The sequence below is a fragment of the Phytobacter palmae genome (assembly GCF_039409775.1).
GTDB classification, from domain to species: domain Bacteria; phylum Pseudomonadota; class Gammaproteobacteria; order Enterobacterales; family Enterobacteriaceae; genus Phytobacter; species Phytobacter palmae.
Map to the genome: position 1 here is coordinate 83,742 of NZ_JBCIVJ010000016.1, position 23,608 is coordinate 107,349.

Genomic DNA, 23,608 nt, shown 5'->3' on the forward strand with positions numbered 1-23,608 from the left:
ATTGCCTGTGTTCCTGGGGATTCGCTCAGTTGCCGCCTTGCTACACGATCTATTCCGCGTGACCGTTCTGGCTTTCTTTTATGGAGCGGTACAGGGCATAAAAAAGGCACCTTGCGGTGCCTTTTTTGATCACTCGATATCCAGTGGATCTTCGGAAAGGATTATCCCGGTGTTGTCCGCATAGAGATGGTCGCCGGAAAAGAAGGTCACACCGCCGAAATTGACGCGAATATCGCTTTCGCCAATGCCTTCTCCTGCGGCACCAACCGGAATCGCGGCAATGGCCTGAATACCAATGTCCAGCTCTTCCAGGTCATCAACCTGACGCACCGCGCCATAGACCACAATCCCTTCCCACTCGTTTTGCAAAGCGATGCGCGCCAGGTCTGCATCGATTAACGCACGACGTACAGAACCACCGCCATCGACCAGCAGTACACGACCACGGCCATTTTCTTCGAGCAGATCGTACAGCAACCCGTTATCCTCGAAACATTTCACCGTGATGATTTGACCGCCAAACGACGACCGTCCGCCAAAATTGGAGAACAGGGGTTCCACGACGTTGACATCTTCCTGGTAGATGTCACAGAGCTCAGACGTATCGTATTTCATAGGCTTAACGTTCAGTTGCTGCGAGAGTAGTCAGTATATCGCGCATCACGCATTGTTGGCAAAATCATCAATTGTTAATTGACTTTTGTCAGTTAAAAATGCGTCTGGCTCAGCATAATTCCAGCCACAAACAACAGGTTAGTCAGTAAAGCCCCTTTTACGGTGCGTTCGAGCATCGGCGGCATGGCTTTCGGATCCTGCTCGCGCATCACAAAACGCGCCTGTTTTAACAGCAACGGCGCGGCAAGGATGAACAGCCAACCCCATACGCTATGCAGTGACAGCAGATTAAACAGCGCCAGGCAGAGAAGGGCTCCGGCCAGCAGCCCCGCATGGTAGCGGCGCGCGTTCACTGGCCCTAAGCGCACCACAAGTGTGATTTTGCCATTGGCACGATCGCTATCGATATCACGCAGATTGTTGATATTCAGAACCGCCGTCGCCAGCAAACCGCACGCCGTAGCCGGTAAGATAATCGCAGGGATCAACATATGCGTTTGCAGATACCAGCTTCCCATTACGCTCAGCCAGCCAAAAAAGATCAGTACCGAAACGTCGCCAAGGCCGATATAGCCGTAAGGGCGTTTGCCGATGGTGTAGGTAATCGCGGCGATGATAGACAGTGCGCCCAGCGCCACAAAGCCGATGAAATCCGTCAGGGTTTGCGAGGCCGCCAGAAGCAACAGCAGGCCGGAAATGCAGCTCAGGACAATGACAATGATGAGCGCACGCTTCATCTGCTCAAGCGAAATCGCCCCTTTTTGCATGCCACGCAACGGCCCAATACGGTCAGGCTTGTCGCTGCCTTTGACCGCATCGCCATAATCATTGGCGAGGTTGGAGAGGATTTGCAGCAATCCGGCGGTGCTTAATGCCAGTACAGCAACCAGCGGATCGAAGAAACCCTGCCACCAGGCCAGCGCTGTCCCTACCACGATAGCGGCAAACGCCAGCGGCAGTGTTTTTGGGCGCAGGCTTTCCAGCCATGCCTGAGTGCGGCTCAAAGGTTGTGCGTCAGTCATAGTCACCAGCCAGTAATAAAAAATGGGGGCATAAGCCCCCATCGAAAATGATGAAAACGTTGTGGCTGCGATTATAAGATAAAACGGCTCAGATCTTCATCTGCCACTAAAGCATCAAGGTGTTTACTCACATAGTCGGCGTCGATGGTGATGGTTTCGCCATTCAGGTCGCTTGCATCGTAGGAAATGTCTTCCATGAGGCGCTCCAGAACGGTGTGCAGACGGCGAGCACCGATGTTTTCGGTGGTCTCGTTCACCTGCCAGGCCGCTTGCGCGATGCGTTTAATACCGTCGTCAGTGAAATCAATGTTAACGCCTTCTGTGGCCATCAACGCTTTGTACTGCACGGTAACCGATGCGTTTGGTTCGGTCAGAATGCGTTCAAAGTCTTCCGTGGTCAGTGCCTTGAGTTCAACACGAATAGGCAGACGACCCTGCAGTTCCGGGATCAGGTCGGACGGGCTGGCCACCTGGAATGCACCGGAGGCGATAAACAGGATGTGGTCGGTTTTGACCATGCCGTGCTTGGTGGAAACGGTACAGCCTTCTACCAGCGGCAGCAGGTCGCGCTGGACACCTTCGCGGGAGACATCCGGGCCGGAAGTGTTACCGCCGCGCTTACAGATTTTGTCGATTTCGTCGATGAAGACGATACCGTGCTGCTCAACTGCGTCGATTGCATCTTGTTTCAGCTCTTCCGGGTTCACCAGCTTCGCCGCTTCTTCTTCGATAAGCAGCTTCATCGCATCTTTAATTTTCAGCTTACGTGGCTTCTGCTTTTGCCCGCCCAGATTCTGAAACATGGACTGCAGCTGGCTGGTCATCTCTTCCATTCCCGGAGGCGCCATGATCTCCACACCCATCGGCGACGCAGCGAGATTGATTTCAATTTCCTTGTCGTCGAGCTGTCCTTCACGCAGTTTTTTGCGGAAAGACTGACGTGCGGCAGACGGTTCAGCGGCAGCTTCTGGTTGTCCCCAGTTATTTTTTGCCGGGGGGATCAGTACGTCCAGAATACGTTCTTCCGCCATCTCTTCGGCGCGATAGCGGTTTTTCTCGATGGACTGCATGCGAACCATTTTCACAGCAGCATCGGTAAGATCGCGGATAATGGAATCCACTTCTTTACCGACATAGCCCACTTCGGTGAATTTGGTTGCTTCAACTTTAATAAATGGCGCGTTCGCTAGTTTCGCCAGACGGCGGGCAATTTCGGTTTTACCAACACCGGTTGGCCCGATCATCAGAATGTTTTTCGGAGTCACTTCATGGCGCAGCTCTTCATCAAGCTGCATACGACGCCAGCGGTTACGCAGGGCAATCGCCACGGAACGCTTCGCCGCATCCTGACCGATAATGTGTTTGTCCAGTTCGCTGACAATTTCGCGTGGGGTCATTTCAGACATGAGGGATCCTTACGCCTTGGTGGTCAATTCTTCGATGGTGTGGAAGTGGTTAGTGTAGATGCAGATATCACCGGCGATGTTCAACGCTTTCTCGGCGATATCGCGCGCGCTGAGGTCGGTATTTTCCAGCAGCGCACGGGCAGCCGCCTGGGCATACGGGCCACCAGAACCAATAGCGATGAGGTCATTTTCCGGCTGCACAACGTCACCGTTACCGGTGATGATTAGTGAGGCCGTTTCATCGGCCACGGCCAGCAACGCTTCCAGTTTGCGCAGCATACGGTCGGTACGCCAGTCTTTGGCCAGTTCCACCGCCGCTTTTACCAGATGCCCCTGGTGCATCTCCAGCTTACGTTCAAAAAGTTCAAACAACGTGAAGGCATCAGCCGTGCCCCCGGCAAAGCCTGCGATGACTTTGTCGTTGTACAGACGGCGGACTTTTTTCACATTGCCTTTCATAACGGTGTTGCCCAGTGTCGCCTGGCCATCACCAGCGATAACGACATGGCCGTTACGGCGTACGCTTACTATTGTTGTCACGAGCAGACCCCCTGGTTACGAATGCAGAATATGAGCCCCGTAGTGATACGGGGCAGAATGCAAGTATAGATGGGGGAGATTTTGGGGGTTTCAACCCCCGGCGGCGAGACGGATGCAGTTTGTGTGACCGGCCATTTTCAGACGGCTGATGGTGCCGTCTGCGTTATCTTTGCCTTTAACCGGGCCGATAACCACACGATTCCAGCCGTTATTGCTGGTGATGCGAGAATCAAACCCTTCAAAGGCAAGCTGGGCACGAACGGTCTCTGCCTGGTCAGCACCTTTGAAGGAACCACACTGTACCATCCAGCGACGTTCGTCTTTTTTCTCGGCCGTTTGCTTTGCTGTTTCTTCATGCGTTACCGGTGCTGCCTGCTGCGTTTTCGGCGCGCTTGCCGTGGTGTGCGCTGGGGTTTGCAGCAGATCCTGGTACGGCTGTTGACTGGCTGCGGACGGTTTTTGCTGCGGCGTCTGCTTCGGTGCCTGCACTGGCGTGGTTTGCGCAGTACGTGGCTGCTCTGTAGCCCGCGGTGGCGTGCGCGTAGGTTGCTCAACCTGTACGTTGCTCCACTGCTGTTGTTGCATCTGCTGCTGTACCTGTTGTTGCGCCTGACGCTGACGTTGCAGCGTTTGCTGACGCTGCTCCTGCGTCTGCTCGTTCCACGGTACTTCGTTCAACTGCGTAGGCTGCTGGCGCATATCTGCCTGCATTTGTGCCAGTAACTGACGTTGCTCATTTGTCAGTTGTTCCGGTTTTTCCACTTCACCACCCGCAGACGGTTCGGTAGGCGCACGTACGCCTGGCTGGCGGCTTTCCAGCTCTTTGATGTAACGCCAGCGCTCTTCCGGTTTTGGCGGCAGGCCATTGCCTGCAACCTTCTGGCTTTGCAGCGTTTCAGATTCTTCTTTCTTGTGGTGGGTAATAAAGTACAGGCCACCGATAAAAGCTACCAGTACTGCGGCGGCAATCGCGACCATTGCGGGCGAGACAGCGGATACGCTACGTTGCTTCTTCCTTGAGCTACTATTTTTTTGCCGCGAAGGAGCCGACTGGCTGCGGCGTACATAATCTCGTTGTGCCACTATCGTTTCGCTGTATTTATTTCGTTTATCAGCCCGCCATGTTACTTAAGCGACGGGCTTTTGACCAGAAGAGGGATTCCGATAACGCATTTACGTTAAGTCAACGCTTTAGTTGACCCACGAATGACCAATTCGCAATCCAGTAATCGGGAGCCACTGCTTACTGTATGCCCTTGTAACTGTTCAAGTAGTAACAGCATTGCTTCACGACCGATATCGAAACGCGGCTGAGCGACGGTGGTGAGAGGAGGATCGCAGAATTCCGCCAGTGAAATATTATCGAAACCGATAATAGACAAATCATTCGGCACTTTCAGGCCGCGGCGCTTCGCATAAGACAACGCACCGAGCGCCATGACGTCGCTGTGACAGAATACCGCAGTAGGCGGCTTCGGCAGAGTGAGTAACCGTTCCAGCGCCTCGCCTCCGGCGGCAAAGGTAAAATCGCCACGAGCAATATAATGCGGGTCAACGGTAATGCCGGATCGACGCAGCGCCTGTACATAGCCTTGCAGGCGGTAGTGGCACAGCGGCATCTCTTCCGGGCCGGCAATGCACCCAATATATTGATGCCCCTGCTCGCGCAGGTAATTCACGGCATTGAAGGCGGCGGTCAGGTTGTCGATATGTACCGTGGGCAGTTCCAGTTCCGGGGCAAATTCATTCGCCATCACCATTGGCGGCAGGTTACGTTGCTCTTCGATGCTGGCATCAAAAGGCAAGCGCGAACCGAGCAGCAACATCCCGTCTATCTGCTTAGTGATGATTAAATCTATAAAGGTTTTTTCTTGCTGATTCTGATGAGCACAATCGCCGATCAAGACCAGATAGCCATTTTCTGCGGCAGTTACTTCGATACCACGGATAATTTCACTAAAAAACGGATCGCAAATATCCGGCACGATCACCAGGATCGTCCGGGATTCATTACGTTTAACGTTACGTCCCATCGACTGCGGTAAATAACCCACTTCCATTGCCGCCTGCTCAACCCGATTGCGGGTTGCCTGCGACACTTTATCCGGGTTCATTAACGCACGGGACACCGTTGCCGTAGATACCTTCGCTTTAACGGCAACATCTTTCATGGTCGCGGCTGCAACCTGATTCCTGGTCTTCACCTTCTTCTCCTCGCATGCGCGGCGCAGGCGCAGACACATTTTTATCAGATAGTTAATCTAATCGGTTACAGAATTTTCATTAAAAATGTGATGAAAGTTGAATTTTTCGAGGTGCCTCGCAACCTTAGCCCTCGATGGGGTCCACGTCCAGCACCCACTTCACTTTCCGGGCTTCGGGTAAGGTGTTGATAAGCGTGAGCGTGCCGCTGACAATTTGTTGCAGGCGTACTCGCGAAGGATGTTGCAGCAGGAGCTGCCAGCGCCAGCGTCCGGCACGCTTGGGCGCCAGTGCCGGAACCGGGCCAAGCACCCAAAGATGCTGGTCTGCCAGTGGGCTGGATTGCAGCAGGTTTTTCAACTGTTGCAGGAACAGCGGTGCCTGCTGATTGTTATGATCTTCCGCACGGATAAGCACATGGCTGGTCCAGGGGGGAAGCTGGAGCGTTTGGCGCTCCGCCAGCGCCTGCTCAGCGAAAGTGTCGTAACCTTTATGCAGAAGCGTCTGCAATAACGGGTGTTCCGGATGGTGGGTCTGCAGTACCACTTCGCCCTGTTTCCCCGCGCGTCCGGCCCGCCCGGAGACCTGAGTATAAAGCTGCGCAAAGCGTTCTGCTGCGCGGAAATCGGCGGAGAAGAGCGCGCCATCAACATCCAACAGGGCAACCAGCGTGACGTCAGGGAAATGGTGCCCCTTCGCCAGCATCTGCGTGCCGATAAGAATACGCGCGCCGCCACGATGTACTTCTGCCAGATGTTGTTCGAGCGCTCCTTTTCGACTGGTGGTATCCCGGTCGATACGCGACAGTGGAACCCCCGGAAAAAGCGGGGTAAGCGCCTGTTCCAGTTGCTCTGTTCCCAGTCCGACCGGCATCAGGTGGGTTGAGCCACAGGAGGGGCATTGCCGTGGCACCTGGCGCTGGCTGTCGCAATGGTGGCAGCGTAAATGCTGTTGAGCCTGGTGTAACGTGTAGTAATGATCGCAACGCGGACATTCGGCAATCCAGCCGCAGTCGTGACACAGCAGCGCCGGCGCGAAACCTCGACGGTTCAGGAACAAGATGACCTGATTGCCAGCCTGCAAGTGCTGGCGCATGCGATTAACAAGGGCAGGAGAGAGTCCTGCCTGTAGCGCCTGACCTTTTAGATCCAGAACATGCTGCATAGCGGGACGGGCGTTGCCGGCGCGGCGCGTCAGGCGCAGCATTTTATATTTTCGCGCGCGCACATTATGGAGCGTCTCCAGTGCGGGCGTCGCCGAGCCGAGTATGATCGGAATCTGCTCGCTATGGGCACGGTAAACGGCCAGATCGCGCGCATGGTAGCGCCAGCCTTCCTGCTGTTTATAAGAGCTGTCATGCTCTTCATCGATAACGATCACGCCCAAATTTTTAAAAGGGGTAAACAGTGACGAGCGTGTGCCAATGACAATCGCCGCTTCGCCGTTTTTGGCTTTTAACCAGGCTGACAGGCGTTCACTGTCATTTAATCCGGAATGCAGTACCTCGACCGGGGCAGAAAAGCGTTCGCGAAAACGGGCGATGGTCTGCGGCGTCAGGCCGATTTCTGGCACCATCACCAGCGCCTGTTTCCCCTGTGCCAGCACATTCTCCAGTACGCTGAGATAGACTTCCGTTTTGCCAGAGCCGGTTACGCCCGCCAGCAGCCAGGCTGAGAATTGATCCGCTGCACTGTGGATCGCACCCACTGCCGTTGCCTGTTCAGTATTCAGCCGCAGACGCTCGCCGCAAACGGAAAAGCCGTGTCGCCAGTCATGATGCGCTGGCTCCTCACTGGCGAGCTCTGCCAGCCCTTTAGTGCGTAATGACTGGAGCGCGGCGTCGTTGAACTCAAGCTCTGCAACCTGATGACGCCAGATGCGTCCCTGGCGCAGGGCTGCCAGCGCCTGTTGCTGTTTTGGCGAACGTTTAAGGCTATTAAGATCAATTGCCTGCCCTTGCTCGGTGGCAAACCAGAACCACTGTACTGCCGCACTGGCGGGTTTACCCTGCCGTAGTGGTACAGGAATGGCGTTGAAAAGCACATCGCCAATGGCGTGGTGATAATAGTCTGCCGCCCAGAGCAGAAGCCGCCAAACCGGGACGGAAAAGACGGGGTCGCTGTCCAGCACCTCGAGCACGCTTTTTAGCTCATCGAGCGGCAGTTCGCTGGTCTCACCAACGGCGACTACAATCCCCACTCGCTGCTGGGTACCAAAGGGCACCCGCACCCGGCAGCCCGCGCTGGCGACCATGCTATCGGGAAGCAGGTAGTCAAAGGTGCGGGGCAACGGTACGGGTAGCGCTACATGGGCGACGGGCATCTCAGGATCCTGACTTGAAAACTGGCGGGATAGTATACACATTGTTAAAGGCAGGGCGCGGATCAGTTTGCATACGCTGGTTAATTTCTGTATGATTCGCCGCCTTTGGTGCGTATTGACGTGCCAGAGATCCACTAATACATTAACTTCGCGTGGTGTCTGGCGTTAGGGCTGGAAGAGCGACGCGGCCTTAAACTGAGGTTTCCCATGAAAAAAGGTATTCACCCGAATTATGTAGCTATTACTGCAACCTGTTCTTGCGGTAATGTCATCAAAACCCATTCTACCGTGGGTCACGACCTGAACCTGGACGTGTGCGGCAACTGCCACCCGTTCTTTACTGGTAAACAACGTGTAGTTGATACCGGTGGTCGTGTTGAGCGTTTCAACAAACGCTTCAGCATCCCGGGCAGCAAATAAGTTGCCAGATGAAAAAAGCGCCGCAAGGCGCTTTTTTTGTGTCTGAATTCCGCGCCCTTCCTGTGATCACTTTCATGCTCCTCATCCCATACTGTAATTTCCCGTAACGTTCGTTATTTTGATTTGGCACGGCGTTTCTATTTAAAAAACCCAATGTTTCAGTTGGTGACATCAAGCCGATGTATCTTTGCTTTTTTGCCACTTAAACGTAATGCTGGCAAAAACTCAAAGGTTTGTACATTTACACTAAAATACAATTCTTCACGATGTCAGGACTTTTTAATTTGTAGCTGTCTTTCACTTGTTACGCTGGCCTGCGAATCCATAGCTACACGCTTTTCTTTTATTGAAATTTACGTCAAAGAGGAATTTCCATGAAGTTGAAATATGCGTTGTTATTACTGCCAGTACTGGCAGTAACAGCCCATGCGGGTTACGTAGATTATCGTCATGAATATTATGATGATGGGCGTAATTATGATCGTGTCTATATTTCACAACGGTTTGCCAGCGGATTTGGAGTAGCGTTAGAAGGTATTTCCCGTTCTGATGATGCGGACGCTAAAAAACCGCTGAATAATATGGAAACGAACGGGATTGAGTATACTGCCAGCTACCAGTTTACCTGGAGTAATCTTGTATGGCTTCCCGGTATTGCTATTGAAACGGATGAAAATCAGACAATTTATAAGCCATTCGTGCGTGTTCAATACAATATTAACGAAAATTGGTGGACAGCTTTCCGCTATCGCTTCGAGTACACGCGCCGTAACGCGCAGGGTCGTGATGACCGCCGTATTGATCGTCCAGAAGCGTGGATTGGCTATAACACCGGTAACTGGATGTTTGAGCTTAACGGTATTTATAAGTTTGCCGAAAATGAAAATATTTATAACAACACTAAACAAGACTACGAATATAACTTCCGTGTAGCTTATAAAGCAGGCAATTGGGTGCCATTTGTTGAAGTAGGTAACGTATCTTCGGGGTATAAAACAGCGATTACTGATGATCGTCAGACACGTTATCGTGTGGGTATTGGTTATAACTTCTAATTACCTGTCTATCTGTGTTTGAATAATGCGGCGGCAATGACTTTTGCCGCCATGTCTGCTCGCAAGTATTAAGTCGAAATTTTATATTGCATTAAGAGTTGGTTAAAAAAATGCTTACACTTATACCAGTTTGAGTGAATTATCTGGCGTATGGCTCAGGATATTTTCTGGGGCAACTATAACAGCACTGACTTGTGCATGATTATTTTTATATAACTTTATGCGGTTTGACGCCGATTGAGGCGATATTCATTATTTTTAATCCGTATCCGGGAACGGATTCTGGCGACTGTATTGCGCAGGCCTCCTTCAATGCGGTCTTCCCCTGCTACGTGATGTTTGTGTTGATATAAAAATCCGACGCTGGCCCCTGATGACGGCCTGTGGGAAAGGGGTACAACCTGCAAAGCAGGAAACACAGTCATACGATGAACAGATTTCTCATGATTCGTTACCAGGAAAACAGGGGCCATTTTTTTGCGACGGTTTCCAGTTGCGGGGCGTCAAATAACGCTTGTGGCGAGATCACTGTTTCGTTCAGCGGGATGTTACGCCCGTAACGCTCGTTAAGTTTGGCGCGCACGACCGGGGAGTTCAGATCGAACTCTTTAAGTTTCTGCAGCTTACCCGGCTGTATCCCCAGCGCATGGTCATACACCTTCCACACCACTTCGGAGCAATACTGGCGCTCATCGGTCCATGAAAATGCCAGGTCATAGGGTTTACCAAGGTAGCGCGTTGCCGTCTGCGCCAGTTTTTGCTGCTGTGCATTGGAAAGCCCACCCTTCACGCGACGGATGATGTAGTGCCCTTTTTCCCCACGGTTGATGAATTTTGGCAGTGGCGTATAGACCACCGGGCCGATGGCTTCAAAAACATAGGGGACATTATTACGCAGCACGATCATGCCAGTGTGACTAAAGCGCGAATGAGTGGCTTGCTGGATAGCTTTACTTTGCGACGAGCGAGACATCTGAAAGATGATATCGCCCGTCTGCGGTTCATAAGCCAGAACCGGGAAAACCATCACCGCGAGCAGCAAGAGGACAAACTTCTTTGTCATGATTTACATCCTTGTTCGAGACAAAAAAGGCGATTCAATCCATGAGTCGCCTTTTTAAATCAGTACTCCCACGTATCGGGGTCGATACCCAATTCGCGCATAATCACTTTTGCCTCCTCCGGGATTTCGTCGCTGCGCTCTTTCCGCAGGTCTTCATCGTTGGGCAAAGGTTGGCCGGTAAACGCATGCAGGAATGCCTCACACAGCAGTTCGCTGTTGGTGGCATGACGCAGGTTGTTAACCTGACGACGGGTGCGCTCATCGGTGAGGATTTTTAACACCTTCAGAGGAATGGAAACCGTAATTTTTTTTACCTGTTCACTCTTCTTACCGTGCTCAGCGTACGGGCTGATATATTCGCCGCTCCATTCAGCCATGAGATACCTTTAATCCTCTCAGTCATTAATAAAAGGTCAGAACCTGATCAATGTAGCGCCCGGACCATAATCTCGCGTAGTTTACCGTAGAGTCAGTACCGTGACACGGTGTATCGCTCTGCGTCACTTCACTAAAGCATATAATTTTAACGGCTATTGCGATTTTGCTCAATCTATACGCAAAGAAGTTTAGATGTCCAGATGTATTGACGTCTATTATTCTTATGATTAATCTGATGCCTGACTTTTCATCCATTAAGCCAGGAAGCCTTCACCATGACGCGTAAACAGGCCACCATCGCAGTGCGTAGCGGATTGAACGATGACGAGCAGTACGGTTGCGTTGTTCCGCCAATCCATCTCTCCAGCACCTATAATTTCACAGGTTTTAATGAGCCCCGGGCCCATGACTATTCACGCCGTGGCAATCCGACGCGCGATGTCGTGCAGCGTGCACTGGCAGAGCTGGAGGGCGGTGCGGGTGCCGTGATGACCAACACCGGTATGTCGGCGATTCATCTGGTGACCACAGTTTTCCTAAAGCCGGGCGACCTGCTGGTTGCGCCCCATGACTGCTATGGTGGTAGCTACCGTCTCTTCGACAGCCTGGCAAAACGCGGCTGCTATAAGGTTTTATTTGTTGATCAGAATGATGAGCAGGCATTAAAAGCGGCGCTGGCGCAAAAACCTAAGCTGGTACTGGTGGAAAGTCCGAGCAACCCGTTGTTGCGCGTGGTGGATATTGCGAAAATCTGTCAACTCGCGCGAGAGGCAGGTGCGGTCAGCGTGGTGGATAACACCTTCCTGAGCCCGGCGTTGCAAAACCCGCTGGCGTTAGGCGCAGATTTGGTATTGCATTCATGTACTAAATATCTGAATGGCCACTCAGACGTTGTTGCGGGTGTGGTGATTGCCAAAGACCCGGAAACCGTCACAGAACTGGCATGGTGGGCGAATAATATCGGTGTCACTGGTAGCGCCTTCGACAGCTATCTGCTGTTGCGTGGCCTGCGTACACTGTCTCCACGTATGGAAGTGGCGCAGCGTAACGCCCAGGCGATCGTTGAGTTTCTGAAAAAGCAGCCGCTGGTGAAAAAACTGTATCACCCGTCGCTGCCTGAAAATCAGGGGCACGAGATTGCCGCTCGTCAGCAGAAAGGCTTTGGCGCAATGTTAAGTTTCGAACTGGATGGCGATGAGCAAACACTGCGTCGCTTCTTAAGCGGTTTGTCATTATTTACGCTGGCGGAATCTTTAGGTGGGGTTGAAAGCTTAATCTCCCACGCTGCCACGATGACACACGCGGGTATGGCGCCGGAAGCACGTGCCGCCGCCGGGATTTCAGAGACGTTGCTGCGTATCTCAACCGGCATTGAAGATGGTGAAGATTTGATTGCCGACCTGGAAAATGGCTTCCGGGTCGCAGCTGAGGGATAAACATGAGTGTGAATGCGCAGGCAGGGACGAAGGTTCGTCAACTGCATAAGTTTGGTGGGAGCAGTCTGGCTGATGTGAAATGTTACCTGCGCGTCGCGGGGATCATGGCAGAATATTCGCAACCGGGCGATTTAATGGTCGTTTCGGCAGCAGGCAGTACCACTAACCAGTTGATTAGCTGGCTTAAATTGAGCCAGACCGATCGTCTCTCTGCGCATCAGGTTCAACAGTCGTTACGTCGTTATCAGAGTGAGTTGATTTCCGGGTTGTTGTCACCGGAAGTGGCTGACGGCCTGATTAGCGAGTTTATTCGTGACCTTGAGCGCCTGGCCGGGTTGCTGGATGGCGGCATTAGCGATGCGGTTTATGCCGAAGTGGTGGGGCATGGAGAAGTGTGGTCTGCGCGTCTGATGTCCGCCGTCCTGAATCAGCAAGGGCAAGCGTCGGCATGGCTTGATGCGCGTGAGTTTCTGCGCGCGGAACGTGCGGCGCAGCCGCAGGTCAACGAAGGCGCCTCCTGGCCGTTGTTCCAGCAACTGCTGGCGCAGCATCCGGATAAACGTATCGTTGTGACGGGCTTTATCAGCCGCAACGAGGCGGGCGAAACCGTGCTGTTAGGACGTAATGGCTCTGACTATTCGGCAACGCAAATTGGCGCATTAGCCGGTGTTACCCGTGTGACGATCTGGAGCGATGTGGCCGGGGTATACAGCGCCGACCCGCGTAAAGTGAAAGATGCCTGTCTGCTGCCGCTGCTGCGTCTGGATGAAGCCAGCGAGCTGGCGCGTCTGGCGGCGCCAGTACTCCACGCCCGAACCTTGCAGCCGGTTTCCGGTAGCAATATCGATTTACAGTTGCGTTGCAGCTACAACCCGGAGCAGGGTTCTACGCGTATTGAGCGCGTGCTGGCATCGGGTACGGGTGCCCGCATCGTCACCAGCCATGATGATGTTTGTCTGATCGAGTTTCAGGTTCCTGCCGGGCAAGATTTTAAGCTGGCGCAACGTGATATTGATGTGATCCTCAAGCGCGCTCAGGTTCGTCCGCTGGCGACAGGCGCTCACGCTGACCGCAATCTGTTGCAGCTCTGCTACACCTCGGAAGTAGTGGATAGCGTCTTTAAACTGCTCGACGAAGCTGGTCTGCCAGGCGAACTGCGTTTGCGTCAGGGGCTGGCGCTGGTGGCAATGGTCGGGGCGGGCGTTTGCCGCAATCCGCTGCATAGCCATCGTTTCTGGCAGCAGTTGAAAGGCCAGGCGGTGGAGTTCGTCTGGCAGTCAGATGAAGGTATTAGCCTTGTTGCCGTGCTTCGCGTAGGGCCAACAGAAAGCCTGATTCAGGGGCTGCATCAGTCACTGTTCCGCGCGGAAAAACGCATTGGTCTGATGTTGTTTGGTAAAGGCAATATCGGTTCTCGCTGGCTGGAGCTGTTTGCCCGCGAACAGAGCGCCTTATCTGCCCGTACCGGGTTCGAATTTGTTCTCGCAGGTGTGGTGGATAGCCGTCGTAGTTTGTTGAATTACGATGGTCTGGACGCCAGCCGGGCGTTGGCCTTCTTCAATGATGAGGCGGTCGAGCAGGATGAAGAGGCCCTATTCCTGTGGATGCGCGCACACCCATACGATGATCTTGTTGTGCTGGATGTCACTGCAAGCTCACAACTTGCCGATCAGTATCTGGATTTCGCCAGTCACGGTTTTCATGTTATCAGTGCGAATAAGCTGGCGGGCGCGAGCAGTAGCGATAAATATCGCCAGATCCACGACGCGTTTGAAAAAACCGGGCGTCGCTGGTTGTATAACGCCACCGTCGGGGCCGGGTTGCCGGTAAACCATACGGTGCGTGACCTTATCGACAGCGGCGATAGTATTCTGGCTATCAGCGGTATCTTCTCTGGTACGCTCTCCTGGTTATTCCTGCAATTTGACGGCACCGTGCCGTTTACCGACCTGGTTGATCAGGCCTGGCAGCAGGGGTTGACTGAGCCGGACCCACGCGTTGACCTTTCAGGTAAAGACGTGATGCGTAAGCTGGTCATTCTGGCGCGTGAGGCGGGCTATGACATTGAGCCAGATCAGGTGCGCGTGGAATCCCTGGTACCGACGAGCTGTGAAGAGGAGTCTATCGACCACTTCTTTGAGAATGGCGATGAGCTCAATGAGCAGATGACACAGCGTCTGGAAGCCGCCCGCGAGATGGGACTGGTGCTGCGTTATGTGGCGCGTTTCGATGCCAACGGTAAAGCGCGTGTGGGGGTGGAAGCGGTGCGTCCGGAGCATCCGCTGGCGGCATTGCTGCCTTGCGACAATGTGTTTGCCATTGAAAGCCGCTGGTATCGCGATAACCCGCTGGTGATCCGCGGGCCGGGAGCCGGTCGTGATGTAACGGCCGGCGCAATTCAGTCTGATATCAACCGTCTGGCGCAGTTGCTGTAAGCGCTGCGTTATAGTGCTGAGCCAGTGCTTTCAGTGCTTGAGTAACGCGGTGAGCGGAATACTGGCCGATTTTTATAAAGGCAGGCTGCTGATGAAGCCAGTGGACGAAATGTCTACTGGCTGCAAGCGATAGCGTTTCGGCCAGACTTTCATCTCTTCCTGTTAATGAACAGGTCATCTTAAGGTTGTTTCCCTGCTGCCAGAGCTGCCAGCGGTTTTGCCACCAGCCGTGATGCGTTTTCCCGCGTGCATGCCAGGGGGCAGCACAATCAACATCAACAATCTCCTCTTCTATAAACCATAAACCGCCTTGTTGACGACGAAACAACTCTGACCATGCGGTGATCACCGCGCCACGCAAAAAACATTCATGTGCAACGATATGCGTCATAACATCGGGGAAAAGAAGTTTTAATACCCGGAAATGACCATGTGCGGCAATAACGGGACGCAGAATTGCACCCCTGGCATTCCTTTTTTGCTCCGCATTTGCATATTGAATCTCATCAAATTGACTGCGACCGAGAAATTGCTCCGCGCGAAAATTGACGCGCTCAATAATATTTTGATGAGTGCTAAGGGGTTCAGCGACGCCTTTCCATTGATAACGCAGAGAATCTCCTGCCGGATGCGACGTGAAATTGGTAGAGACATGGACAACATGTCCGCGAAGCGCATCAAAGCTAAAAAGAGCGTAGAGTTTTTGGTCAGCCTTTGCCCCCTGAAAAGGAACGATAAGCGGGGTTGTGACGAGCTGTGTTAAGGATGCGGTTTGCTCATGCAAAAAGTTACCTGGCGTCCAGACTTTTTTACAGCTTCGACACTGTAAGCGCTGTGTACCCGGTGGATTATGACCATAACGAATACTCGTTTTGTGATAACACGCCGGACAAAACAAGCCGCTTTCGGCGGCATATTCTGTCAGGCATGCCGATAACCAGTCGCGAAATTGCCGCTCGTTGAAAAGGGGAGGATAGCTCCCGCAGGCGCGGCAATGAAGTGCGGCAAATCCCAGACGATAATCCGGCCAGACATAATCGGGCGATTCCGCCAGACCCAGATTACGGCAACCGTAGGATTTACAGGTATTAATCGTGAACAAAGCAGACATGGTGAGACCAACGATTTTTAATGGTCGTTGATTTTGTCCTGCAACTATTGCGAATGGGTGTGAACACTCTCACATAAAAAACCCTTTCAGAACGTAAAGTAGCGATTATTTATATGACTGAAAGGGATTGATTATGAAGGTAAAAATGGTTACCGCTGGCGTTTTATTGACCATGCCGTTTTGGGCTTGTGCAAAAGATGTCACCATTATTTATACCAACGATTTGCACGCCCATGTCGAACCGTACAAAGTGCCATGGATTGCTGACGGTAAGCGTGAGATTGGTGGTTGGGCGAATATCACCACCCTGGTAAAACAGGAAAAAGAGAAAAATAAAGCGACCTGGTTTTTTGATGCGGGTGACTATTTTACCGGTCCTTATATCAGCAGCATGACAAAGGGCAAAGCCATTATCGATATTATGAATACCATGTCGTTTGATGCCGTCACGATGGGTAACCATGAATTTGATCACGGCTGGGACAATACGCTATTGCAACTCAGCCAGGCGAATTTCCCGATAGTCCAGGGCAACATTTTTTATCAGAACAGTAATAAGGCGTTATGGGATAAGCCCTATACCATTATTGAAAAAGACGGGGTGAAGATTGGGGTTATCGGGCTTCACGGCGTGTTTGCCTTTGACGATACGGTTTCCACCGCGATGCGCGTGGGCATTGAAGCGCGCGATGAAATTAAGTGGCTGCAACATTATATCGATGAACTGAAAGACAAAGTTGATCTGACGGTGGCGCTGATTCATGAAGGTGTGCCCGCGCGACAGTCCAGCCAGGGGAGTACTGATGTCCGCCGTGCACTGGATAAGGATATTCAGACCGCAAGCCGGGTCAACGGACTGGATGTCCTTATTACCGGTCATGCGCATGTTGGTACACCAGAGCCAATCAAGGTGGGGAACACACTGATTCTCTCTACTGACAGCGGCGGTATTGATGTGGGTAAACTGGTGTTGGATTACAAAGAGAAGCCGCATCACTTCGCAGTGAAGGATTTTGAGCTGAAAACGATATTTGCTGATGAATGGAAGCCCGATCCGCAGACCAAGCAGGTAATAGATGACTGGAATAAAAAACTTAACGCGATTGTCGCACAAACGGTCGCCCGATCGCCTGTTGAGTTAACCCGAGCTTATGGCGAGTCTTCATCATTAGGTAATCTGGCAGCCGATGCCTTACTCCTCGCGGCGGATAAAAACACGCAGTTGGCACTCACCAACTCTGGAGGTATTCGGAGCGAAATTCCGGCAGGTGCCATCAGCATGGGCGCGATTATCAGCGCGTTTCCTTTCTCCAATGAGTTAGTCACCATGGATTTAACCGGTAAACAATTGCGCAGCCTTATGGAACATGGCGCGAGTTTGAGCAACGGCGTGTTACAGGTTTCCAGAGGTCTGAAGATGAAGTACGACAGCAGCAAACCGATCGGCCAGCGGGTTATCGCACTAACGCTTAACGATCGCCCGATTGAAGATGCAATGATTTACCACGTTGCCACTAACAGTTTCCTCGCCGATGGCGGTGACGGTTTTGCTGCATTTACTGAAGGGAAGGCGCGAAATACATCAGGTAGTTACTATGTTTCTAACGCCGTCGTGGATTATTTTAAAATGGGGCATACGCTGACAAACGAGCAGCTAAAAGGCATGCGTGTGTCTGAGGTAAAACAGTAATCGCGTGAGCCACTACGAATCCTGGAGGAACGTCAGCGAATCCGGGATTCCCCTGGCCTTACAAGGTGTGGGTGAAACCGGGGCTGGCTCATCGTTTACTGACGCTGTGAACTTTTTTCACCTTCGCTGAACATTCCTCACGCATTATGATGATTTTCCAGTTGACGCCCGTCCGCTTTTCCGTCATTTTTACATCTGGACGTCTAAACGGATAGATGTTCGTAGCGCAATAAATAACAACATGCGATTGATGAGGTAAGGTATGAGCTTTTTTCACGCCAACCAGCGGGAGGCCCTGAATCAGAGCCTGGCTGAAGTGCACGGTCAGATTAATGTTTCATTTGAATTTTTTCCGCCGCGCACCAGTGAAATGGAACAGACCTTGTGGAACTCTATCGATCGTCTGAGCAGCCTCAAGCCGAAATTTGTCTCCGTTACCTATGGCGCCAACTCCGGCGAGCGTGACCGCACCCATAGCATTATCAAAGGCATTAAAGATCGTACCGGTCTGGAAGCGGTGCCGCATCTGACCTGTATCGATGCAACCCGTGATGAACTGCGCGCTATCGCAAAAGATTACTGGGACAACGGTATTCGCCATATCGTTGCGCTGCGTGGCGATCTGCCGCCGGGTAGTGGTAAGCCGGATATGTACGCTGCTGACCTGGTGACCTTACTTAAAGAGGTGGCGGATTTTGATATCTCCGTTGCCGCTTATCCGGAAGTGCATCCGGAAGCAAAAAGTGCCCAGGCCGACTTGCTCAACCTCAAGCGCAAAGTGGATGCGGGTGCTAACCGCGCGATCACCCAGTTTTTCTTCGACGTAGAAAGCTATTTACGTTTTCGCGATCGCTGCGCGTCAACAGGTATTGATGTTGAAATCATTCCGGGGATCCTGCCTGTCACTAACTTTAAACAGGCAAAGAAATTTGCCGATATGACCAATGTGCGTATTCCGGCCTGGATGTCACAAATGTTTGAAGGGCTGGATGACGATGCCGAAACCCGCAAGCTGGTGGGTGCCAGTATCGCCATGGATATGGTGAAAATTCTTAGTCGTGAAGGGGTTAAAGACTTCCATTTTTATACCCTGAACCGGGCGGAAATGAGCTACGCCATCTGCCATACCCTGGGCGTACGCCCGGCGCAATAATCAGCTTGATATTGATGCGTATACTTCTGCCTGATGAGTGCATGGTGCGGGTTCACTAAGGGGAAAACGCACCGTAACGCACATAAATTGCGGTGAAAATATCGTCAGAAAGGAACATAAAGAAACACTCCCGGACGACACCGGGAGTGTGATGTGATTATTCCCACTCTTCAAGGAAGCGCTGGCCGTACTGGTCGGCGACCAGAAGCGCGGCGTACACCTGATCTGCTGTTACCCCTCCGGGCATGTTGTGGATGGTTTCGCCTTCGGCGCAGGCCGCCTCTGCCACGATACGCATTTTGGCAGGGATATCATCCGTAATATCCAGCTGTGCCAGCGTAATAGGCAAACCAACGGTGTGACAAAGCGCGGCGACAGTTTCAATTTCTTCCGCTGGCGCGTTTTCCAGAACCAGCTGTGTCAGCGTACCAAAAGCGACTTTCTCGCCGTGGTAGTAGTGGTGCGCATCGGGAATAGCCGTCAGGCCATTATGCACAGCGTGTGCTGCTGCCAGACCGCCGCTCTCAAAACCAACACCGCTCAGATAAGTATTGGCTTCAATAACACGCTCCAGCGCCGGGGTGACCACATGTTGTTCAGCGGCCAGCATTGCTTTTTCGCCTTCGGCAATCAGCGTGTTGTAGCAAAGCTCTGCCAGCGCTAATGCTGCCTGAGTGCACTGTCCACCAGCCATGGTCGTGGCACCGCTGCGCGAACAGGCCCGGGCTTCAAACCACGTTGCGAGTGCATCACCGATACCCGCAGCCAGTAAACGCGCTGGTGCGCCGGCCACGATTTTAGTGTCGACAATGACGCGATCCGGGTTATTGGGCAGCAGCAGATAACGATCAAATTCGCCATCGTCGGTATAGATAACCGAGAGGGCACTACATGGTGCGTCTGTTGAAGCGATAGTTGGCGCGATAGCGACAGGAACGCCCATAAAGTGGGCCAGCGCTTTTGCGGTATCCAGTGTTTTACCGCCGCCAATACCCAGCACTGCGCCGCAGCGGGCATTTTCCGCAATAGCGCGCAGTCGGTCGATCTCATTTTGTGAACATTCGCCGCCAAAAGGCACCACTTCGCAGGCCAGCCCGGCATCGGCCAGACTTTTTTGCAACGCCTCCTGGGCAAAACCTAAAACAAATTTGTCTCCCACAACCAACCAGCTTGCCGCCAGTGGTTTGAGATACTCACCGAGACGGGTGATAACATCTGCACCCTGAATATATTTACCTGGGGATTGAATAATGCGGTCCATACATTTCCTCCATTCTGGCGGTGCGGGCCACATAGCGCGGCCCTAGCGCCGGGTTACAGGTTAAGATTGCCAAATGCGTTCTTCCAGTCCTGCTCAAACTTCTCTATTGCTGACTCTACCGCAGGTGTATCGAGCATTTGTTGCGCTACATCCAGGGGAAGCGTGATGGCTTCGCAACCTGTCAGCAGGCAATCGAGTGCCTGACGAGGGGTTTTGAAACTGGCTGCCAGCACTTTGCTTCCCGGGGCATGTTGTTCGAGCAGGCTTTGCAGCTCCTGCACGGTGCGAATACCATCTCCGCCCTGAGCATCGATACGGTTCACGTAAGGCGCCACATATTTCGCGCCAGCCAGGGCGGCCAGCAAACCTTGCGCTGCGCTGTAAACAGCGGTACCAAGTGTCTCAATGCCTTCTTTTTTCAGGATTTTAATAGCGGCGAGGCCTTCGGAGGTTACCGGGATTTTGACAACGATACCGGGTACGGCATTACTCAGGCGTTTGGCTTCTGCCACCATCCCTTGCGCGTCCCGGCTCATGGTCTGGGCGAACAGGATGCCCTCCGGGCCGACAGCCTTTTGCAGGCGCGGTAACACATCCCAGATGGATTCTTTACCCGCAGCAATAATGCTCGGGTTAGTGGTTACGCCCGCGAGGGGGTAGATACGCGCCAGCCGTTCGACTTCTTTGACATTGGCGGTGTCCAGATACAGTTCCATGATACGTCCTCTTAAAGTTCCAGTTCATGTTGCAGCAGGCTGGCGATAGCGTCAGCAGAAGCAGCGCTAACCAGCGCGTTGCGGAATTCTTCATGCATAATGCGGCGCGCCAGGCGTGAGAAAATACGCATATGCTGGTCGCCTGCGGCGTGTCTGTTAAGAGTCAGCATGATGATAAATTGCGCATCATCGTCACCCCAGCGCACCGGCGCTTTCAGGCGTGCCACGCTGATGGTGGACTGCTCAATATGTTCGGATTTACTGTGCGGAATGGCGAAGCTGAAACCTAAGCCGGTAGAGAATACCGCCTCGCGTGCCCACAGGTCTGCCTCCAGTTTGCGTGGGTAACGGCAACGGCTTGCCAGCAGCAGATTGTCGGTCATCCCTTTGATAACCTCCTCTTTGCTGCGCCAGTCGCTATCCAGGGTTATACATTGGGCGGTGATCAGCGGCGCGTCTTGTTGGGTCATACGGAACTGCGCCAGCAAATGCTCTACCTCCAGCGAGGTGCGGCAGGCCATCGCCTGGTTCAGCAACTGACGGCAGGCGCGGCTGTCGAGTTGCGCCATCCGTGCTTTGGCGGCGGGAATCGACGGCGCGCTCATGCTAATCTCGTCCAGCCCAAGCCCTACCAGTAGCGGCAATACTGAACCTTTCGCGCCGAGTTCACCGCACAACCCAACCCATTTGCCCTGACGATGAACCGCCTGTACCGCATAATCCAGTGCACGCAGGAAAGCCGGATTCAGGCTGTTGTAATGGCGGGTGACTTTGGCGTTGTCGCGGTCTACGGCCAGCAGATACTGCGTCAGGTCATTACTGCCAATACTAAAGAAATCAATCTCTTCGCAGCACTGATCGATGATGAACATGACCGACGGTACTTCCAGCATGATGCCAAGTGGGATCTTTTCATCAAACGGAATGTGTTGATTACGTAATTGTTGTTTGGCCTCCGCCAGCTTCTCCTTGACCCACAGGATCTCTTCCATTGAGGAGATCATCGGGATCATGATTTTCAGGCTACCATGTGCAGACGCACGGAGGATCGAGCGTAGCTGAGTGGTAAACAGCGTGGCGTACTCTTCATAAATACGGACAGCACGATAACCGAGGAACGGATTGGCTTCGGCAGGAATATTCAGATAATCAACGGGTTTATCGCCACCGATATCCATGGTGCGCACAATAATGCTACGTCCCTGGGCTGACTCCAGCGCCTGGCAAAAAATGTTATATAACTCGTTCTCATCCGGTGCGCAGGCACGGTCCATATACAACATTTCGGTTCGGAACAGGCCAACGGCTTCGGCGCCATTGCCAAAAGCGGCCTGTGCTTCCACGGAGTGGGCGATATTGGCGGCAACCTCCATGCGAATGCCGTCAGCTGTGCGCGCTTCCCTGGTCAGCCAGATACGCTGCTGCTCACGCAGGGCTTCCTGAACACGAACCTCCTGCTGATAGTAACGGGTAACGGGTTCATCAGGCATAACGACGATGGCGCCTGCATTGCCATCAATGTAAACCGTCTGCTGTAGCCACGGCGTCAACGCCTCAATTTCTACCCCAACCAGCGTCGGAATGTTGAATGAACGGGCAAGAATGACCGTGTGTGAGGTGGTACCGCCACTTTTTAACAGCAGCCCTTTGAGGAAAGTTTTGTCCAGTTCGAGGAACTGACTTGGCGTGAGTTCATCGGCCATACAAACCGCAGGCTGGGTGAGTTTTCCTGGGGCCGGAAAACGCTGTTCGCCGTAAATTTGTTGCAGTAACTGGAAGCAGACGTCGCGCACATCCAGTGCGCGTTCTTGTAGGTAGCTGCTGCTGGAGCGGGCGAATTCAGCGCAAAAGTGGTTCGCACTTTCGATAATTGCCTGAGCGCAGCTTAAACCATGTGAAACACCCGTCAGCAGGTGCTGACGCAGTGAAGCGTCACCCGCCAGCGAGCGATGAGCTTCAAGGATCGCGCTGGTGGCACCGTCGCTGTCGAGCAAGCGGAACTCAATGTTCTTCACCAACAGCGTTAAACCGTTATCAAGCGCGGATTGTTCAGCCTCTATATCTTTAGCAGGCGGAAGGGATCCCAGCGCATTGAGATCTAAGGAAGAGAGCAGAGTCAAAATGCCGCCTGCGCTACCGGCGCACACACTACGGGCGCGGAAAAGTTGCGGGTTCAGGTGTGTCAGCGACGCCGGAAGCGGTTCCAGTTCACTGTTTTTAACCTCCTCAAGCGGGGCATCGCAGTGCGGAAATTCATCAACCAGCCACTGGCTCAGACGCTGGTGGGCTGACTGTTCGTCCGCACCAGAAATCAATAATCTGCAACTATCGCCTGCCAGCGTGTCGGTGCCAATCAGCGCCAGTGCGCTCTTGGCGTTGCCCTTACGGCCTGTGCGCAGATTATGCCACTCAATATGTGAGATGAAGGTATTGCACAGCGTTTCAACGTGGCTTGCCGGGCGTGCGTGGACGCCATTGGGCAGCTCACAGGTAAATTCCACAATCAGGGCCATTGCCTCTCTCCCATAACGATTACTCATTACAGGATAAAAGGGCAGCGCCTGAGGCTGCCACGCGACAAATCTGTCAAAAACTGGATAAATGTAATGTAAGACTCAAAGTGAGATATACCTCACAAGTCGATGCGTACCTTATAAATTCCGAGAGTAAGTAAGTTATGAGGGTGATCGCATTTTTGTATTGATATTACAAAAGTCCAGTAAATGGCCTTTTTATCCACTGTCTGCACCTTATCTGATTGCCTATTGTTTTCCGCATCAACG

19 protein-coding genes are annotated in these 23,608 nt (G+C 52.8%); 6 read left to right on the forward strand and 13 right to left on the reverse strand.

The annotated features are described in order from the left end of the window. Positions 1 to 129: 129 nt before the first annotated feature. From rraA to priA, 7 genes are all read right to left on the reverse strand, one after another. Positions 130 to 615, reverse strand: coding sequence for a ribonuclease E activity regulator RraA (gene rraA, locus AAIG39_RS18745; protein WP_039077301.1), 486 nt, complete (start codon positions 613 to 615; stop codon positions 130 to 132). A 92-nt stretch (positions 616 to 707) separates the two neighbouring features. Next, a complete protein-coding gene (menA, locus tag AAIG39_RS18750; RefSeq protein ID WP_249569726.1) occupies positions 708 to 1,637 on the reverse strand; it encodes a 1,4-dihydroxy-2-naphthoate polyprenyltransferase in 930 nt (309 codons plus the stop codon). 71 nt (positions 1,638 to 1,708) lie between these two features. Further along, positions 1,709 to 3,043, reverse strand: a complete 1,335-nt coding sequence (gene hslU / locus AAIG39_RS18755) for an ATP-dependent protease ATPase subunit HslU (protein ID WP_090087740.1) — start codon at positions 3,041 to 3,043, stop codon at positions 1,709 to 1,711. Between the two features lie 9 nt (positions 3,044 to 3,052). Then, positions 3,053 to 3,583: an ATP-dependent protease subunit HslV gene (gene hslV, locus AAIG39_RS18760; protein ID WP_039077299.1), complete on the reverse strand. Its 531-nt coding sequence runs from the start codon at positions 3,581 to 3,583 to the stop codon at positions 3,053 to 3,055. A gap of 90 nt (positions 3,584 to 3,673) precedes the next feature. Then, positions 3,674 to 4,666, reverse strand: a complete 993-nt coding sequence (ftsN, locus tag AAIG39_RS18765) for a cell division protein FtsN (protein ID WP_343194480.1) — start codon at positions 4,664 to 4,666, stop codon at positions 3,674 to 3,676. 95 nt (positions 4,667 to 4,761) lie between these two features. Further along, entirely contained in the window at positions 4,762 to 5,787 is a 1,026-nt protein-coding gene (gene cytR / locus AAIG39_RS18770; RefSeq protein WP_090087744.1) for a DNA-binding transcriptional regulator CytR, read from the reverse strand. Between the two features lie 124 nt (positions 5,788 to 5,911). Then, a complete protein-coding gene (gene priA / locus AAIG39_RS18775) occupies positions 5,912 to 8,107 on the reverse strand; it encodes a primosomal protein N' (protein ID WP_343194481.1) in 2,196 nt (731 codons plus the stop codon). A 207-nt stretch (positions 8,108 to 8,314) separates the two neighbouring features. Between priA and rpmE the strand changes: the two genes are divergently transcribed. Next, complete coding sequence (rpmE, locus tag AAIG39_RS18780) at positions 8,315 to 8,527, forward strand: 50S ribosomal protein L31 (RefSeq protein WP_039055221.1); 213 nt, start codon at positions 8,315 to 8,317, stop codon at positions 8,525 to 8,527. 374 nt (positions 8,528 to 8,901) lie between these two features. Continuing rightward, positions 8,902 to 9,582: an oligogalacturonate-specific porin KdgM family protein gene (locus AAIG39_RS18785; protein ID WP_343194482.1), complete on the forward strand. Its 681-nt coding sequence runs from the start codon at positions 8,902 to 8,904 to the stop codon at positions 9,580 to 9,582. Between the two features lie 451 nt (positions 9,583 to 10,033). Here the strand turns inward: AAIG39_RS18785 and AAIG39_RS18790 are convergent, their stop codons facing one another. Beyond that, the gene (locus tag AAIG39_RS18790; RefSeq protein ID WP_249569729.1) at positions 10,034 to 10,645 is read right to left on the reverse strand and encodes a YiiX family permuted papain-like enzyme; all 612 of its coding nucleotides are present in this window, start codon (positions 10,643 to 10,645) and stop codon (positions 10,034 to 10,036) included. Positions 10,646 to 10,704: 59 nt separating this feature from the next. Further along, a complete protein-coding gene (gene metJ / locus AAIG39_RS18795; RefSeq protein ID WP_007369220.1) occupies positions 10,705 to 11,022 on the reverse strand; it encodes a met regulon transcriptional regulator MetJ in 318 nt (105 codons plus the stop codon). A 276-nt stretch (positions 11,023 to 11,298) separates the two neighbouring features. Between metJ and metB the strand changes: the two genes are divergently transcribed. Beyond that, complete coding sequence (gene metB, locus AAIG39_RS18800) at positions 11,299 to 12,459, forward strand: cystathionine gamma-synthase (RefSeq protein ID WP_090087756.1); 1,161 nt, start codon at positions 11,299 to 11,301, stop codon at positions 12,457 to 12,459. Positions 12,460 to 12,461: 2 nt separating this feature from the next. Continuing rightward, positions 12,462 to 14,894 carry a bifunctional aspartate kinase/homoserine dehydrogenase II gene (locus AAIG39_RS18805; RefSeq protein WP_249569730.1) on the forward strand — a complete coding sequence of 811 codons (2,433 nt, stop codon included), beginning with the start codon at positions 12,462 to 12,464 and terminating at the stop codon, positions 14,892 to 14,894. Here the strand turns inward: AAIG39_RS18805 and AAIG39_RS18810 are convergent. Further along, positions 14,869 to 16,005 carry a cytoplasmic protein gene (locus AAIG39_RS18810; protein WP_343194483.1) on the reverse strand — a complete coding sequence of 379 codons (1,137 nt, stop codon included), beginning with the start codon at positions 16,003 to 16,005 and terminating at the stop codon, positions 14,869 to 14,871. The two genes, AAIG39_RS18805 and AAIG39_RS18810, sit on opposite strands and share 26 nt — an antisense overlap. Before the next feature lie 133 nt (positions 16,006 to 16,138). Between AAIG39_RS18810 and AAIG39_RS18815 the strand changes: the two genes are divergently transcribed. Then, entirely contained in the window at positions 16,139 to 17,695 is a 1,557-nt protein-coding gene (locus tag AAIG39_RS18815) for a bifunctional metallophosphatase/5'-nucleotidase (RefSeq protein ID WP_343194484.1), read from the forward strand. Positions 17,696 to 17,957: 262 nt separating this feature from the next. Continuing rightward, on the forward strand, positions 17,958 to 18,848 hold the full coding sequence (gene metF, locus AAIG39_RS18820) for a methylenetetrahydrofolate reductase (protein ID WP_090087767.1): 891 nt from the start codon (positions 17,958 to 17,960) through the stop codon (positions 18,846 to 18,848). Between the two features lie 157 nt (positions 18,849 to 19,005). Here metF and gldA read toward each other — a convergent pair whose 3' ends face one another. The 3 genes from gldA to ptsP are packed head-to-tail and all read right to left on the reverse strand — an operon-like array spanning position 19,006 to position 23,338. Continuing rightward, positions 19,006 to 20,109 carry a bifunctional L-1,2-propanediol dehydrogenase/glycerol dehydrogenase gene (gldA, locus tag AAIG39_RS18825; protein WP_249569733.1) on the reverse strand — a complete coding sequence of 368 codons (1,104 nt, stop codon included), beginning with the start codon at positions 20,107 to 20,109 and terminating at the stop codon, positions 19,006 to 19,008. Positions 20,110 to 20,162: 53 nt separating this feature from the next. Continuing rightward, entirely contained in the window at positions 20,163 to 20,825 is a 663-nt protein-coding gene (fsa, locus tag AAIG39_RS18830; protein ID WP_090087772.1) for a fructose-6-phosphate aldolase, read from the reverse strand. 11 nt (positions 20,826 to 20,836) lie between these two features. After that, positions 20,837 to 23,338: a phosphoenolpyruvate--protein phosphotransferase gene (gene ptsP / locus AAIG39_RS18835; RefSeq protein ID WP_343194485.1), complete on the reverse strand. Its 2,502-nt coding sequence runs from the start codon at positions 23,336 to 23,338 to the stop codon at positions 20,837 to 20,839. Between the last annotated feature and the right edge of the window lie 270 nt (positions 23,339 to 23,608).